The organism is Pseudomonas sp. NFIX28, from assembly GCF_900107395.1.
In the GTDB taxonomy this organism is placed as follows: Bacteria; Pseudomonadota; Gammaproteobacteria; order Pseudomonadales; family Pseudomonadaceae; genus Aquipseudomonas.
Map to the genome: position 1 here is coordinate 11,399 of NZ_FNPW01000003.1, position 16,148 is coordinate 27,546.

A 16,148-nucleotide genomic window follows, 5' to 3' on the forward strand; every position below is an offset into this window, starting at 1 on the left:
CCCTTTACATGCGGGTCCTGGGGCCTTTTTGGGGAACTGGCTTTCTAAAAAAAGCCTGCTGTACTGAGCCTAGGTTCTGGAGCAGGGCCTGTAGCCAGACTGCACGGCTGCATAACGGCTTTATCGGATCGATAAGGAATAACTTCTATGTCGCTGTTCAAACGTTCAGTCACTGAGTTGTTAGGTACCTTCTGGCTGGTATTGGGTGGTTGTGGCAGCGCCGTGCTGGCGGCCGCGTTTCCGGAGGTCGGGATCGGCCTGCTGGGCGTCTCGTTGGCCTTCGGTCTCACTGTCCTGACGATGGCTTTCGCCATCGGCCATATCTCCGGCTGTCATCTCAACCCCGCGGTGTCTGTCGGGCTGGTGGTCGGCGGGCGTTTTCCGCTCAAGGAACTGCCCGCCTATGTGATCGCGCAAGTGATAGGCGCAGTGATCGCCGCGGCGCTGCTGTACTTCATCGCCAGCGGCAAGCCCGGCTTCGAGCTGGCCAGCGGGCTGGCCTCCAACGGCTATGGCGAACATTCGCCGGGAGGCTATTCACTGGCGGCAGGTTTTGTCAGCGAACTGGTGATGACCGGGATGTTCGTGGTGATCATCCTCGGCGCCACCGATAAACGTGCGCCGGTGGGTTTCGCGCCGATCGCCATCGGCCTGGCGCTGACGCTGATCCACCTGATCTCGATTCCAGTGACCAACACCTCGGTCAACCCGGCGCGCAGCACCGGCCCGGCCTTGATCGTCGGCGGCTGGGCAATCCAGCAACTGTGGCTGTTCTGGCTGGCACCGATTCTCGGCGCGGTGGTTGGCGGCGGGCTCTATCGCTGGCTGGGCAAGGAAGACAGCTGACAGCAACCCCGAGGGTCACGCTTGCCGATACGGCAACGCGACCCTCGCCTCTTCGGCGTACGCCAGCACGCCGCCCCGCTCCTGCTCGAGGAAATCCGCCACCGCCGCTTTCAAGCCGGGGTGTCGCAAGTAGTGCCAGGACCGGGTAATCACCGGCTCGAAACCGCGGATCAACTTGTGCTCACCCTGCGCCCCGGCATCGAAGCGCTGCATGCCCTGGGCGATGGCGTAATCCATGCCCTGGTAGAAACAGGTTTCGAAATGCAGGCGATCGAACTCCGCCAGGCAGCCCCAGTAACGCCCGTAGAAACTGTCGCCGCCGATCAAACTGAAAGCCATGGCCACCGGCCTGGCATTCTGCTTGGCCAGCACCACGCGGATGGCCTCGGGCATGCGTTCGGCCAGCAGGCTGAAAAAGGCCCGGGTCAGGTAGGGTGACTGGCGCCGCACCGCATAGGTGTTGGCGTAACAGGCATAGACAAAATCCCACTGCGCCTCGCTGAGTTGCCGGCCTTCGAGCCATTCGAACTCGATGCCCTGCCCCGCCACCTGTTCGCGCTCCTTGCGCATCTGCTTGCGCTTGCGCGAACTGAGGGTATCGAGAAAATCCTGGAAGTCGCGGTAACCGCGGTTCTGCCAATGAAACTGGCAGCCCAGGCGCTCAAGCCAGCCGTCTTGCCCGGCCAGGGCGGCATCGGTAAAGGCGTCGGTGAAGTTGATGTGGGCGCTGGAAAGCCCTTCGATCTCCAGGTAACCGGGCAGGCTTCGCAACAGTTCGCAGCCGTCTTCCAGGCTTGCCGCCAGCAGCCGCGCGCCGCTGACCGGGCTGAAAGGCACGGCGGTCAGCAGCTTGGGGTAATACTCGATGCCGGCCCGGGCGCAAGCGTCGGCCCAGCCATGGTCGAACACGTACTCGCCGTAGGAATGCCACTTGCGGTAGCTGGGCAGCGCCGCGATCAAGCGCCCGTCCTGCACATGCAGCAGGTGCTCGGCCTGCCAGCCGGAACGCGGGCCGAGGCTGCCGCTGTCTTCCAGGGTGCCGAGAAAGGCGTGGCGCAGAAACGGCTGGCCGTCGCTGAGCAGGCCGTCCCACTGCTGCGGGTCGACGTCGGCCAGGCTGGTCAAGGATTGCAACGGCATTGGGTTCCCCGCGAGTGTGGTCCACGAACGCGCCGAGTATCGCCGATCACTGGCCCAGGTGCAGCAACAGGAAATCGATGAACGCCCGCGACTTGTGCGGCAGGTGCGAACTGTTGGGAAACACCACGTTCACCGACTGCGAAGGCAAGGCATAGTCGGGCAGCAGGCGCGCCAGACGGCCACTGGCGAGGTCGTCCTCGACCACCCAGCCGGGCAACACCGACACCCCCAGCGACGACAGGGTCATGGCGCGGATGGCAGTGGAAGAATTGGATTCGAAATGATTCGGCCCGCTGACCTCGACCTGGCCCAGCTGCGGATGGCTCAGGGTCCATTGGGTCGGCCCTTGCAGGTTGCTGTTGGCAATCCACGGCACGCTGTTCAGGTCTTGCGGCTCGGCCACTGGATGCCGCGCGAGAAAGTCCGGGGTGGCCACCAGGACGATGTCGTAATCGGCCAGCTTGCGGCTCTTGAACGCCGAGTCGGCGAGGTTGCCCAGGCGGATCACCAGGTCGAGTTTTTCCGCCACCAGATCATTCAACGAAGAGTTGAAGTTATAACAAAGGCGGATCTCAGGATAACGCTCGGTGAACTTGGAAATGATCGGCAGTATATAGCGCTCGCCATATTCACTAGTTGAACTGAAACGCAACTTTCCGGAAATACGATTATGCCCATGCAGGACATTATCGAAGGCATTGTCGATATCCGCGACAATGCCCTTGAACTCGTTATAAAAGTCCTGGCCTATTTCGGTAAGGGATATATTGCGGGTATTGCGGATCAACAGGGTCGCCGACAAAACTTCCTCGAGCGCCTTGACATGCAGGCTGGCCATGGCTTTGCTGATACACAGGTAATTGGCTGCCTTGGTGTAGGAACCGAAATCGACAACCGCGAGAAATGTCTGGACGCGATTTAAATGCGTGTGCATGTTGAGCTCGCTGCTTTGCAAATCATTGTTAAATTCCATCAAACAATGTTTCAAGTATAGGCGTATCGACACCCTCGGTCTATCGCTCCTATGATCCCGCCGCAAAAGGGAGATCATATGACTTATCGCTACAAAGTGGCTCTTATATTCCTCATCGGGTTCTTTATCGACTGTATAAACATATTCATGTCGGCAGTGGCTTTACCGAGCATTGCCCATGATATGCATGTCTCGACTTCATCCGTGGCCTGGGTGGCCAATGCCTATATTCTCGGCCTGACCCTGATCATTCCGGTAAGTACCTGGCTGGCCGGACGCTTCGGCAGCCGCGAGACTCTCACCGCCTCGATGCTGGTGTTCAGCAGCGCCGTATGGATGTGCGGGATGGCCGGCAGCTTCCATGAACTGGTGATCTGGCGCTTTATCCAGGGCATCGGCGGCGGCCTGCTGATCCCGGTGGGCCAGGCCCTGACCTTCAACCTGTTCCAGGGCCCGCAACGGGCCAAGATCTCCACCCTGGTGATGGCCGTCGCGCTGATCGCCCCGGCCATTTCGCCGACCATCGGCGGCGTGATCGTCGACAGCAGCTCCTGGCGCTGGGTGTTTTACAGCAATATTCCGTTCTCGCTGATCGCCGCCGGCCTGTCCTGGCTGTGGATCAAGGAAGCCCGGCCCACCAGCCTGGCGCGCCCGGACATCAAGGGCCTGCTGCTGGTCAGCGCGGCGCTGGGCAGCCTGCTGATGGGCATGTCGCTGTACGGCGGCGACTACCCGCCACTGGCCGCCCTGAGCTGCCTGATGCTGGGCGTCACCTGCGTGGTGCTGTACGTCCTGCACTACCGCCGCTGCGACAACGCCATCGTCGAGCTGAGCCTGCTCAAGAGCAAGAAGCTCAGCACCTCGATCTTCATCTATTACGCGATTCCCGGAGTGTTCACCGGGGTCAACCTGCTGAGCATCTTCTTCCTGCAGAACAGCCTGAACTTCAGCGCCAAGCTGACCGGCATGTTCATGATCCTCTACGCCAGCGGCGCCTTCGTCGCCATGCTGGTCTGCGGCCGGGTCTACAACCGCTTCGGCGCCCGGCGCCTGTTCACCCTCGGCATGCTGCTGCACAGCGCCGGCATCGCCACCCTGTACCTGGTCGACAACGCCGCCGACCTGCCGATCATCGTCATCGCCTACTGCCTGATGGGCATCGGCGGCGGCATCGGCGCCAACACCGCGCAAACCACTTCGCTGATGGACTTCGAAGGCGCCGATACCCACAAGGGCAGCGTGATCTGGAACATCAACCGGCAGATGTCGTTCAGCATCGGCGCCGCGCTGTTCCTGATGATCTACAACCTGCTGCTCGCCAGCCTGGCGTCTACCCCGGCCTATCACCTGACCTTCATCATCGCGGCGGTGATGGGGCTGCTACCCCTGTTGCAGATGAGCAACCTGAGCACAAAAAAGGAATGTCATGCACAACACAATCGTTGAACAGGCCAAGCACAGCATCCATGCGGTCCATGAGCTGATCCACGCGGTCTTCACCGACCAGGACGGCAACGGCGCCGCCGCCATCGACCAACTGCTGCCGGCCTTCGCCGAGCACTTCAGCATGGTCACCACCGCGGGCGCCATCGTCAGCCGCGAACAGGTCGAACAGATGTTCCGCGGTGCCGTCGGTGCCCGCCGCGGCCTGGAAATCCTCGTGAGCGACCTGCACACCGTGTGGCACGAAGGCCACAGCGCGGCGATCCGCTACAAGGAAACCCATCGCCTGGACCAAAAGGAAACCTCGCGCCTCTCGGTGGTGGTGATCCGCATCCATGAGCACTCGGCCCAGTGGCTGTACCTGCATGAAACACCGTTAAGCTGACAGCGAGTCACCCCATGAATTACCAGATCACCCAGTGCCTGATGCTCTCGCCGAGCATCAAGGAAATCACCCTGGCTCCTCTCGCCCAACCCACGCTTGCGCCCTGCGAAACCGCCGGGGCGCACTTCAAATGGTGGATTCCCACGCTCGAGCAATGGCGCCATTACTCCCGGGTCGAGCTGGCCGAACATGACCTGCCACCGGGCAGCCTGGTGTTCGCCATTCGCCTGAACCCCGACTCGCCCAGCAGCGCTTATATCCGCCAACTGAGCGTTGGCGATCAGGTACGGCTCGACGGCCCGTTCAATGCCTTCGACTACTGCCTGGACGACGGCGACGGCGCCGACATCGCCCTCGCCGGCGGCATCGGCATCACCCCGTTGACCGGCATCCTCAGCCATCTGCGAGCCCGGCAGCGCCCGGCGCGGCTGCACTATTTCGCCAAGAGCGCGGGCGACGCCGCCTATGCCGCGCAGATGCGCGAACTGTTGCAGGACAGCCTGAGCCTGCACTGCTCCGACTCAGCCGCAGGGCGCCCGTCGGTGGCCGCGGTGCTGGGCCAACTGCAACCTGGGGACCGCCTCTACGTATGCGGCCCGCAAGCCATGCTCAACGACGTGTTCAGCCATGCCCAGAGCCTGGGCTTTCCCCGCGAGCGCATCCATTTCGAAATCTTCAACACCAGCCTGGCCGAGGATGATCCCGGCTTCGCCGTGCATGCCGCGGACTCCGGCGTCGATTTGCGGGTACAGCCCGGCCAGTCGTTGCTCGACGCCCTCGAAGAGGCCGGCCTGGAGCCCCTCTACGACTGCCGTCGCGGCGAATGCGGGGTGTGCGAACTGGAGGTGCTGGAAGGTGAAGTCGAGCACCGCGATTTCATCATGAGCCCGCAACAGGCGGCCTGCAGCAACAAGATCTACCCCTGCGTATCCCGGGCCAAAAGCCCAAGCCTGAAATTGGTCATCTAAAGAGAGAACCTCGTTGGACAACTACTTCAACGGCAAGGAAGTGCATCGCACGCTGTTCCTTGATCCGTCGCTCTTCGAGCGAGAACAACAACAGGTATTCGCCGCCAGCTGGTGCTACCTGGGCCATGAAAGCCTGGTACCGGAAACCGGCGACTTCTTCACCGGCGAGATCGCCGGCCAACCGCTGGCCATGGTCCGGCAGAAGAACGGCGAGATCGTCGTGCTGCACAATCGCTGCCCGCACAAGGGCGTGAAAGTGCTGGCCGAGCCGCAAGGCAATGTCGGCCGGTTCATCCGCTGTCCGTACCACGCCTGGACCTTCAAGACCGACGGCCAGCTGCTGAGCATCCCGGTAAAAAAGGAATACGACGACTGCGACCTCAGCAGCTGCGCCGCCCACAAGGGCATGCAGCCGGTGACCGCGGTGGAGAACTACCGGGGCTTCGTGTTCGTGCGCCTCAAGGAACACGGCGTCGGCTTCGACGAGTTCTTCGGCGACGCGCTGTCGACCCTGGACAACATGGTCCTGCGCTCGCCCCAGGGGCAATTGCGCGCCATCGGCCAGCCCTTGCTGCACCGCCATCGCTGCAACTGGAAGATGGTGGTCGACAACCAGACCGACACCTGCCACCCGATGGTCGCCCACGAATCCTCGGCCGGCGAAGCCATTCGCCTGTGGAAGGAAACCGGGCACGACGGCCCGCCGCCAATGGCCGTCGAGCTGTTCTCGCCGTTCATGGCCTCCTACGAATTCTTCAGCGCCATGGGCATCCGCACCTGGCCCAACGGCCACGGTCACACCGGCGTCAGCAATTCGATCCACAAGGCCTATTCGAGCATTCCCGGCTACTGGGAGCTGATGGTCGAGAGCTACGGCGAAACCCAGGCCGCGGCGATCCTCGACGATACCCGGCACAACACCGTGTATTTCCCCAACCTGATGGTCAAGGGGCCGATCCAGACCCTGCGGGTGATCCGCCCGATCTCGGCCAGCGAAACCGTGGTCGAGTCGTGGATTTTCGAACTGGTGGGCGCGCCGTCGCAGTTGCTGGAAAGAACCGTGCAGTACAACAACCTGATCAACTCGCCGTGCTCGATGGTCGCCCACGACGACGTGGAGATGTACGAGCGGGCCATGGACGGGCTGCGCAGCCAGGCCAACGACTGGGTGAATGTCGCTCGCCTGTTTGAGCCAGGCGAAACCCACGGGCAAACCCAGGTGGTGTCCGGCACCAGCGAACGGGCCATGCGCAACTTCTACAACACCTGGCAGCAACTGATGCAGGCCCCAGACGGATCGACCGCCCATGGATAATTCGCCCCTCGAACAGCTGATCTACCAAGAGATCGCGCTTCTCGACCAACAGGATTTCGACGCCTGGCAACAGCTGCTGTGCGACGACTTCCACTACTGGATTCCGCTGCGCCACGACCAGCCCTGCCCATTGCGCGAATCCTCCCTGCTGTATGAAGACCGCTTCCTCACCACCTTGCGCATCAACCGCCTGGCCAGTGCCCGCAACTTCTCGCAGCAGCCCAGGAGCCGCAGCCTGCACATTGCCCAGCGGCCGGCGATCAGCCTCGAGGCGGACGGCCTGAGTGCCCATTGCCGCACCCCGATGCTGTATTGCGAAGCCCGCGGCGATAGCGAATGGCACTACCCGGTCACCGTGGAACACCAGCTGCTGTGCCTCGCCGGCCAGTGGAAAATCCAGCGCAAGAAGATCCTCCTGCTCAACCCTTCCCGCGCGTTTGAAAGCCTGCAGCTCATCATCTGATTTCCGAGACCCTTACCTGTGAACTCCTCCCACTCCGGTTTCGAAGAAACCCAAGGCACCCGCTCGTTTCCCAACATCGACCTGTTGTACGACTACGGGCAGTTCCTGCGTCGTGCCACCCAGGCCATCGGACACCTGCCGCCGGCGATCGCCGACAAGCACATTGGCATCGTCGGCGCCGGCCTCAGCGGCCTGATCGCGGCCTATGAACTGCTGCGCGCCGGCGCCACCCGCATCACCCTGTTCGAAGCTTCGAAAGACCACCTCGGCGGGCGCTTCCTGACCCAGTGTTTCGACGACAGCCAGCCGCAGTTCATCGCCGAGATGGGCGCCATGCGCTTCCCGCCCAGCGAAGTTGGCCTGTTTCATTACCTGGACCGTTTCGGCATCGGCACCACCGAGGCCTTCCCCGACCCCGGCGTGGTCGATACCGAAATCCACTACCGCGGCGAAACCCACCACTGGCCGGCCGGGGAAAACCCGCCACCGATCTTCAACACCGTGCACCGTGGCTGGAACGCCTTTCTCAAGGAAGGCGTGCACCTGGACGACGGCACCTTCCTGGCGCCGCCGCTGCTGCTCACCGACCTGCTGGAAAAGCAGCAATACGCCGAAGTGCAGCCGGAGTGGCAACGCTACCTGGACTGCTTTGGCGACCATTCCTTCTACTCGGCGATGGTGCAGATCTTCACCTCGAAAAACCCGCCGGGCGGCAAGCGCTGGCGCAAGCCGGAAGACTTCCACCTGTTCGGTTCGCTGGGCATCGGCTCCGGCGGTTTCCAGTCGGTGTACCGCGCCTCGTTCACCGAGATCCTGCGGCTGGTGATCAACGCCTTCGAAGTCAACCAGCGGCTGGTGCCCAATGGCATTTCCAGCCTTTCGGAGCGCATCGCCGATGTAGAATTCCATGGCATCGCCCTGCGCGACCGGATCTGCCGCACGCGTATCGAGTCCATCAGCAAGAGCGCCGACGGGCAGATCCTCCTGCAGGGCTGCAACGGTGAAACCTACGGCTGCGACCGGGTAATCACCACCGCCACCACCCGCGCCCTGCAAGTCAACATGCGCCTCACCCAGGCCGAGCAGTTCGTCAGTCGCGACGTGGCCCGGGCGATCAACGAAACCCACATGGTCGGCTCGTCCAAGCTGTTCATCCTGACGCGCGACAAGTTCTGGCTCAAACACGGCCTGGCGCACAACATCCAGACCGACACCCTGGTCAAGGGCGTCTACTGCCTGGACTACGCCCCGCAGGACCCGGACTCCTGGGGCGTGGTGCTGATCAGTTACACCTGGGAAGACGACTCGCACAAAATGGTTTCGATGACCGACAAGGTCCAGCGCTGCAAGCGCCTGGTGGACGAGCTGGCGATGAGCGCGCCGCAGTTCGCTAGCCACCTGGTGCCGCTGGACGGCGACTACCAGCGTTACGTACTGGAATACGACTGGCTCACCGACAAGCAGGCCCTAGGCGCCTTCAAGCTGAACTTCCCCGGCGACGACCTGTACTCCCAGCGCCTGTTCTATCAGTTCAAGACCGCCCTCGACCCGCAGCAGGACACCGGCCTGTACCTGGCCGGCTGCGGCAGTTCGTTTACCGGCGGCTGGGCCGAAGGCGCGGTGCAGACCGCGCTGAACGGCGCCTGCGCGGTGATCGCCAGCCTCGGCGGCGAATTGCTCGAAGGCAACCCGCTGTTCGATCTGCAATCGCACTTCCGCTATTGCTGAGCCCAGGCCCCCACCGACTTTCGTTGAGACTTTTTCATGTACAGCCAGCTTTCGATCGAAGCGCTCGTTGACGGGTTTCGCCAGGGCACGCTCTGCCTGGATTCCTGGCACCGTTCGCTGCTCGAGCAATACGCCGACGCCGGACACCTGAACAGCTTCATCAGCTTCGCCGCCCAGGCGTTCAGCGGCGACACCGGCACGCCGGAGCAACGCCAGGCGCCGCTCTATGGCATTCCGGTTTCGTTCAAGGACAACATCAATGCCCACGGCCTGCCGACCACCGCCGGCACGCCAGGCCTTGCCGACTACCACCCGGCCACGGACGCCGGCATCGTCCAGCGCTTCAAGGCGCTGGGCGCGCGGGTCGCCGGCAAGAACAACATGCACGAGCTGTCGTTCGGCGTGACCTCGGCCAACCTCAGCTACGGCGCGGTGGTCAACCCGCGCCACCTGCAACACAGCGCCGGCGGCAGCAGCGGCGGTTGTGCCGCGGCCGTGGCCGCCGGCCTGGTGCCGTGCGCGGTGGGTACCGACACCGGCGGCTCGGTGCGGATCCCCGCGGCCTTCTGCGGCGTGGTGGGGTTTCGCCCGAGCACCGGTGCCTACCCCGGCGACGGTATTGTCCCGGTGTCGCAGACCAAGGACTCGCCGGGCCTGCTAACCCGCAGCCTGGAAGACGCGCTGTTCGTCCACCGGCACCTGACCGGCACGCCGCCGACCGCGCCGACGGCGTCCAGGCGCCTGCGCATCGGCATTCCCCAGCAGTTCTTCTGGTCCGAGCTGGAGGCCAAGGTCCACGGCGACTGCCGCGCGGCCATCGATTGCCTGGCCGACCAGGGCGTGGAAATGGTGCCGGTGGATGACCGGCTGATCGGCGAGATCAACGAAAGCATCCAGTTCCCACTGCCGATCTTCGAGTTCTTCATCGACTTCCCGCGCTTTTTGCTGAAGGCCGGCTGCGGCGAGCGGTTCTTCGAGATCCTGGGGCAGATCCGCGACCCACAGATCAAGAAGCCCCTTATGGCGCAGTTGGAAAGCCCGGCCATTTCCTATGAGGACTACGTGCAGGCCTTGATGAGCAAGATCCGCCTGGATCGCGAATACGCCGGGCTGTTCCAGCAGCACCGACTCGACCTGATCGCCTACCCGACCGTCAGTTGCACCGCGCCGTTGCTGAGCGACTGCGACGCCCAGGAGCATTTCGAACGGTTCGTGCGCAACACCGACCCGGCCAGCAACCTGGCCGCGCCCAGCGTCAGCGTGCCGGTGGCCGCCCCGGGCAGCCTGCCGGTGGGGCTGTCGTTCGATGCCTTGCCCGGGCAGGACCACCAGTTGCTACAGATGGCGCAGCAACTGAGCCGCCTGCTGGCTCTGCGCTGAACCTCCGCCCGGGTGCGCGGGAGCCGGCCTGCCGGTTTTCCGCACACCCGAGGCGCACCCTCGCTACCTCCAATAACAATTTCATTGCAGGCCTTGCCATGCGCGGTACGTCCATCGCTTCATCCCCTTCAACCTCCCACTGCACGGTCGCCGAACGCCGGCCTTCGGTCATCGGCGGCGCCATGATCATCGGCGGCACCATTGTCGGGGCGGGCATGTTCTCGCTGCCGGTGATGATGTCGGGGCTGTGGTTCCAAGGCTCCCTCGCGGTGCTGGCGCTGTCGTGGTTCTGCACCCTGCACTCGGGGCTGATGATCCTCGAGGCCAACCTCAACTACCGGCCGGGGGCGAGCTTCTCGACCATCACCCGCGACCTGATTGGCCGGCGCTGGAGCCTGTTCAACGGCGCCACCCTGGTGTTCGTCCTGTACATCCTGACCTACGCCTATATCTCGGCCAGCGGCTCGGTGATCCGCCACACCGCGCACAACCTGGGCCTGGAGATTTCCGCGCGCGACGGCGGCCTGCTGTTCGCCCTGGCGGTGGCCCTGGTGGTCTGGCTCAGCACCGCGGCGGTCAGCCGCATCACCACCCTGGTGTTCGGCGCCAAGATCCTCGCTTTCTTCCTGACCTTCGGCGGTCTGCTCGGCCATGTGCAGCCGCAGGTCCTGCTCGATCGCGGCAACCCGCAACCGGACTACCTGCCCTATTTGTTCATGACCCTGCCGTTCTGCCTGACCTCGTTCGGCTTTCACGGCAACGTGCCGAGCCTGGTGAAGCATTACGGCAAGGACCCGCAACGCATCCGCAACTGCCTGCTGATCGGCACCCTGATCGCCCTGGTCCTGTACACGGTGTGGATGATCTGCACCATGGGCACCCTGCCGCGCGAGCAGTTCAAGGACATCGCCCGCCAGGGCGGCACCATCGATGTGCTGATCAGCGCCCTGGGCAGCATGCTCGACAGCGCCCGGGTCGACCTGCTGCTGACCCTGTTCTCCAACTTTGCCGTGGCCTGCTCGTTCCTCGGCGTCACCCTCGGGTTGTTCGACTACATCGCCGACTCCCTGGGCTTCGACGACAGCCCCGGTGGCCGCCTGAAAAGCGCGCTGGCCACCTTCGTCCCGCCCAGTCTCTGCGCGCTGATCTGGCCGGAAGGCTTCATCCTCGCCATCGGCTTCGCCGGCCTGGCGGCCACCGTCTGGGCGGTGATCACCCCGGCCCTGCTCGCCCATGCCTCGCGCAAACGCTTCGCCAGCCCGCTGTACCGGGTCTGGGGCGGCACGCCGATGATCGTCCTGGTGCTGCTGTTCGGCGTGGCCAACGCCCTGGCTCATCTGCTGTTCAGCTTCGACCTGCTACCGGTCTGGCGTTAGCCGCCGGCCTCGGCCCAGGCAAAAAAAGGGGGCTCCTCGTCAAGGTGCCCCCCTATTTCACATATAAGGCGTTATGGGTAACGCGGCGTCACCCTACACGCGGAGCATTCGGAGTCCGCAAAATCGTGCCCATCCGACGTTAGGCTCCGGAAAGTGAAATTTCGATATTTTTTACTGTATCCAGCCCGTGTCTGCCCAAGCTTTTTTGGCAATTAACTGGCCCGGCGAGGTGTTCACGGGGAAATCCCCAATGCCTTTACTGTGGAACAGGACAGCTCTTGGCGGCGGTCTGGAGTGCCTTGGCGTAGTCCATGTAGGTTTGGGGATCGTATGGCTCCGCAGTTACTTTGAAGCTGGATTTGCCGCTGTAATCTACGTTCTGGCGCACTCTCAAGGCCCACTCCCGGCCATCATGTTTAGCGAGCAAGTCAAAAACATGAGTGTTGAGATCACTATATTCATCCAAGCTGGAGTAAAGATAACGCAGACTCTTGTACCAATCTCGTATGCCCGTTATGGCCCTCAGCGCCTCCTTCGCTGGCTCCTTGTCCGAGTCCTTCAAAAAGAACATGTTGCCGATGGTGAGTTTTCCAGCGTTCTCCAACTCAGATAGCGGTACAGGCAGCGGCTCTCGACTGATCAACCGTGAGTATTCACAGTCAAACACCCAGCGACCGGTTTTTACATAATCGTCGGCATAGATCACCACACCGTTGCCAAAATCCGTCTTGTATATGCTCGTCATCAATTTGAACCCGTAGTAACTCGCAACCAGTAGTAGCGGTGAGAAAATGGCTATTGCAATCCAGAAGGGCTTACTTCGGTAGAAACTCAAAATGACCTCCTGGTATGCCAATGGGCGTGTCGCCTGAAATTACAGGGTTGATGGCCCCCATGGTTTGATAGGTGAACTTCAGTATGTCCTGGCTTTCCTTTCGTTCATCTTTCAGTGTCCCCCACCTCCTGCACCACTCTTCCCCAGGTGCGGCGTTACTGCTGATGCCACACAGCTTGCCCAACTGCCGCTCCTCGAACGAACCCCAGGTGTTCTTGTAGTCCGAGCGTCGAACAAAGGCGTGCACCTTGACCTGCAGGTGATTGGCCAGCAACTGCGCCAGGCTCTCGTTCGTCTGCGGAAAGAACTGGATACCATCTTCGACGGGGAAGTCCGAGCGATTGCCCATGCCGGTCCTGCAGGCGTAGCTGTCGATCTGCGCCGAACTGGCAAACGCCGAAGGTGAAATCTTGTCGTAGCTCAGTACGTCCAGGGACATTTGGAAGTCCCCGGCAAGCTGATAGCCGAAGGCGATCCGATGCGGCACGCCGTGGCTGAACAGCGATAAGTGTTCGATGGGTGATTGCTTGCGATCCTTGCCCTGGTTCATGTAGTCGATCAGTTCCTGAACGTTGGTTACGCCAATAAAGCCAGCATCATAGGCATCAGCGGATTCACGTGCAGCACTGAGCATTGCGTCGCTGTATGACGGGGTGAACACCACCAGCGTCCGGGCCAGGGCAGGCTTGCTGCGTTTGAATTCGGCCAGTTCGCGCACGGCCTGGCCGATGAACATCATTTGGTTACCCGAGCTTGTGTCGTGCTGGCTGCCGGCGACTGCGATTAGTTCGGGAGTCAATGGCTCCTTGGGGGCTGTTGAGGACGAACTGCCAGGTTTCACCAGAGCGCCCGAGAGCAAGGCGCGCTGCTCCAGTTGTGGATCGGCCAGCAACTCAGACATCAGTTGATCATTCACTGAGCCGTCCGCGCGCACGGCACCGAGCTTGGCGAAGTCAACGATAGCCTGGATTGCCGTACCACCGAACTGGAAGCCACCGAAGGTATCGGGGCTGCCCGAGATGATCGTCCCGCCGTGACTGGTAGGGCTCCCTAAGTGGGCCATAGGGCGACCATTCAGGATGATCGAGGGAAACCCCGTGGTAATAACCGCACCACAACCGCAGATGTCACCGACTCGGGCGGCACCCATGAAGTTGATGTTTATATCACCGGAAGCGGAGGCAATTGGAGTGGTGCCATGACCGGGAAGTGGGCAGACGTGTTTGTCACCCAGGCGAGCAGAAGAGAGCATTCATCATCCTTGCGCTGCTGATCCATAGAGAACCATGGCCCTTTCTAGGGCGTTGCGAGGCTATCAAAGTGCCGCAATCAGGACTGCAGGACGATTCTGAAACTATTGCTCCGTGGCTGTTGTGGTGGATCATCGACTGTAGACATGACCTCCGTATTTGCTCTTACGTGGCATGGTCTGACTTTCTGCTCGACAGGCCAGATAAGCTTCAGGCCTGCATCCGCTTGAATCGACATTCACTCCTGCACGGTCTAGGGAACAGGCAAAAAAAACCCCGCCGGAGCGGGGCTGAAACGAAAGGAGCTTAACGGATGAGAAAGAGCTCTCTACAGCAAATGCATCGGCATCAGAACACGTACTGGGCGCGAACGATGAAGCCGTCGCCGTCGTCGTCGCCAGTGCGCGCAGCCGGGGTGCCGCCGCTGGCAGCCGTGGCGTTGGTGACCTTGTCAGTCTTGGCCTTGACGTAGGTAGCGGAGATTTTCACCGCTTCGTTGGCGTACCAGTTCACACCCAGGTTGTGCACCTTGACTTCAGCATCGCCAACGTCGCGGGTCAGGCTGGCGGTGGTGATGTTGTCGTCTTCGACGGTCATGCTGTCGTAACGATAGAACAATTCCCAGGCGCCGAAGGCCTTATTTGCCGGTTTGATGGCGTCGAACTTGCCGACTTTATAGCCGCGAGATTCGCCAGTCAGGGTGTAAGCGCCCTGCACGTAGAACCCGTGGCCCTTGATGTCTTCGTAGGCGCTGGAGTCAGCCTTGGTCTTGCGGGTGATGTATTCACCCTGGATCGAGGCCGGGCCCATGGCGAACGCGGCTTCCAGGCCAAAAGCGGTGTCACGGTCGTAGGAGCCGGCCGGCGAACTGGAACTGCCGCCCAGCACCGGACGGTTGCCGTTAGTGCCGGCATCGTTGCCGCCCAGGGTCTCGACGCCGCGCATGCCCATCCGGGTGCGATAGCGCGAGTCGAAGGTGGTGTCGGAAACATCGCGCGAAGCCACATTCACACCGAAGTGCAGGACGTTGCCGGCATCGTGCATCGGGGCGAAGACGAAGCGACCGTTGGCCTGCTTGATGCTGTCGCCGTCGGTGTCGTCGGTGTCCTTGCTGAACACGCCGGCCGAGGCATAGAAGGAATCGGCGAAGGTGCTCGAAGCCTGCAGGCCCAGGCCGTTCTGGTGGGTGTTGGCCCAGTCGACCATGTCGTAGGCGATGTTGCGTTCCGGCGCGGTGACCCACTTGGAGCTGGTGGCTTTTTCCAGGCCGAAGTCCGGGTCGAAGCGACCGACCTTGATCGACACCGGCTTGAAGCCGTTGTAGGCCAGCGAGGCCTCGTCGAAGTAGCCGTTATCGGAATCGCCGGTATTGTGGGAGAAGTCGTAGTTGATGGTGTAGGCCCAGTCGGTATACAGCACGCCGGACAGTTCGAGGAACGCGCGACGGAAGTAAGCGGCGTCGGCGGTGTCACCGTTCTTGGTGTAGACACCGTCGAAGCGGCTGTAGTCGGCTTGCAAGCGACCACCGAGTTTGAAGCTGAACTCTTTGTCTGTGGTGGCGACCTCAAGGCCGCCCTTGGTCTTGACTACGATATCGGCGCCATCGGTGGTGACGGTGCCAGCGAAAGCCTGGGCGGTAACTGCCATGGCCAGGGCGCTGGCGGCAAAACCGGCGAAGTGCTTACGGATCATCGAAGATTTCCCCTAATTGGTGGTCTGTAGCGCTGGAAAAAACACGCGAGTCAGGCCCGCTTGTGTTGGGAGGGAATCTTGGCGGCGGGTTATTTCAGGGGAGTTGCTGATAGATAAAGATTTGATGACAGCGGAACTTTTTTACTTCCAAACGAAATAAGGCAAAAAGCCTGCACTAGAGCGGTCGGCGGGGTATTTGGGAAAAACGAAACCCTGTAGCGGCAAGCGGCGATCGGCCGATTGGCCGTAGCGACTTCAGGATCGCTGAAGGCCTTCGGCCTTATCGCAGCCTGCGGCAGCGGTTACAGGAATTCGTAAGCCTTGCAGGCGTTGGTGTAGCCGCTGGCGAAGCCT

The 16,148-nt window shown here is 61.9% G+C and carries 14 protein-coding genes; 9 read left to right on the forward strand and 5 right to left on the reverse strand.

Going from position 1 to position 16,148, the window contains the following annotated elements:
* The first annotated feature begins 147 nt into the window (after window positions 1-147).
* Window positions 148-846, forward strand: coding sequence for an aquaporin Z (gene aqpZ / locus BLV20_RS06360; protein ID WP_092298552.1), 699 nt, complete (start codon window positions 148-150; stop codon window positions 844-846).
* Window positions 847-861: 15 nt separating this feature from the next.
* Here the strand turns inward: aqpZ and BLV20_RS06365 are convergent, their stop codons facing one another.
* Together BLV20_RS06365 and BLV20_RS06370 are read right to left on the reverse strand one after the other, a co-directional pair.
* Window positions 862-1,986, reverse strand: coding sequence for a GNAT family N-acetyltransferase (locus tag BLV20_RS06365; RefSeq protein WP_092298555.1), 1,125 nt, complete (start codon window positions 1,984-1,986; stop codon window positions 862-864).
* A 46-nt stretch (window positions 1,987-2,032) separates the two neighbouring features.
* Window positions 2,033-2,920, reverse strand: coding sequence for a LysR family transcriptional regulator (locus BLV20_RS06370; RefSeq protein ID WP_092299785.1), 888 nt, complete (start codon window positions 2,918-2,920; stop codon window positions 2,033-2,035).
* A gap of 117 nt (window positions 2,921-3,037) precedes the next feature.
* Between BLV20_RS06370 and BLV20_RS06375 the strand changes: the two genes are divergently transcribed.
* The 8 genes from BLV20_RS06375 to mtr all read left to right on the forward strand — a co-directional run bounded on the left by BLV20_RS06375 (window position 3,038) and on the right by mtr (window position 12,017).
* Complete coding sequence (locus tag BLV20_RS06375; protein WP_092298558.1) at window positions 3,038-4,405, forward strand: MFS transporter; 1,368 nt, start codon at window positions 3,038-3,040, stop codon at window positions 4,403-4,405.
* Window positions 4,386-4,787, forward strand: coding sequence for a DUF4440 domain-containing protein (locus tag BLV20_RS06380; RefSeq protein ID WP_092298561.1), 402 nt, complete (start codon window positions 4,386-4,388; stop codon window positions 4,785-4,787). The genes BLV20_RS06375 and BLV20_RS06380 overlap by 20 nt, the downstream gene beginning before the upstream one ends.
* 14 nt (window positions 4,788-4,801) lie before the next feature.
* Window positions 4,802-5,755, forward strand: coding sequence for a PDR/VanB family oxidoreductase (locus BLV20_RS06385; protein ID WP_092298564.1), 954 nt, complete (start codon window positions 4,802-4,804; stop codon window positions 5,753-5,755).
* Between the two features lie 13 nt (window positions 5,756-5,768).
* On the forward strand, window positions 5,769-7,070 hold the full coding sequence (locus tag BLV20_RS06390; protein ID WP_092298567.1) for a Rieske 2Fe-2S domain-containing protein: 1,302 nt from the start codon (window positions 5,769-5,771) through the stop codon (window positions 7,068-7,070).
* Entirely contained in the window at window positions 7,063-7,533 is a 471-nt protein-coding gene (locus BLV20_RS06395) for an aromatic-ring-hydroxylating dioxygenase subunit beta (RefSeq protein WP_092298570.1), read from the forward strand. The genes BLV20_RS06390 and BLV20_RS06395 overlap by 8 nt, the downstream gene beginning before the upstream one ends.
* A gap of 18 nt (window positions 7,534-7,551) precedes the next feature.
* Window positions 7,552-9,261 carry an NAD(P)/FAD-dependent oxidoreductase gene (locus BLV20_RS06400; RefSeq protein ID WP_092298573.1) on the forward strand — a complete coding sequence of 570 codons (1,710 nt, stop codon included), beginning with the start codon at window positions 7,552-7,554 and terminating at the stop codon, window positions 9,259-9,261.
* 36 nt (window positions 9,262-9,297) lie between these two features.
* Entirely contained in the window at window positions 9,298-10,641 is a 1,344-nt protein-coding gene (locus tag BLV20_RS06405) for an amidase family protein (protein ID WP_092298576.1), read from the forward strand.
* A 98-nt stretch (window positions 10,642-10,739) separates the two neighbouring features.
* Window positions 10,740-12,017 (forward strand): tryptophan permease, encoded by a 1,278-nt coding sequence (gene mtr / locus BLV20_RS06410; RefSeq protein ID WP_092298579.1) that lies wholly within the window; start codon window positions 10,740-10,742, stop codon window positions 12,015-12,017.
* 256 nt (window positions 12,018-12,273) lie between these two features.
* Here the strand turns inward: mtr and BLV20_RS06415 are convergent, their stop codons facing one another.
* The 3 genes from BLV20_RS06415 to BLV20_RS06425 form a co-directional block, all read right to left on the reverse strand.
* Complete coding sequence (locus BLV20_RS06415; protein ID WP_092298582.1) at window positions 12,274-12,852, reverse strand: hypothetical protein; 579 nt, start codon at window positions 12,850-12,852, stop codon at window positions 12,274-12,276.
* Window positions 12,833-14,104: a PAAR domain-containing protein gene (locus BLV20_RS06420; RefSeq protein ID WP_092298585.1), complete on the reverse strand. Its 1,272-nt coding sequence runs from the start codon at window positions 14,102-14,104 to the stop codon at window positions 12,833-12,835. Before BLV20_RS06420 ends, BLV20_RS06415 begins: the two co-directional genes overlap by 20 nt.
* Before the next feature lie 346 nt (window positions 14,105-14,450).
* The gene (locus BLV20_RS06425) at window positions 14,451-15,794 is read right to left on the reverse strand and encodes an OprO/OprP family phosphate-selective porin (protein ID WP_092298588.1); all 1,344 of its coding nucleotides are present in this window, start codon (window positions 15,792-15,794) and stop codon (window positions 14,451-14,453) included.
* Between the last annotated feature and the right edge of the window lie 354 nt (window positions 15,795-16,148).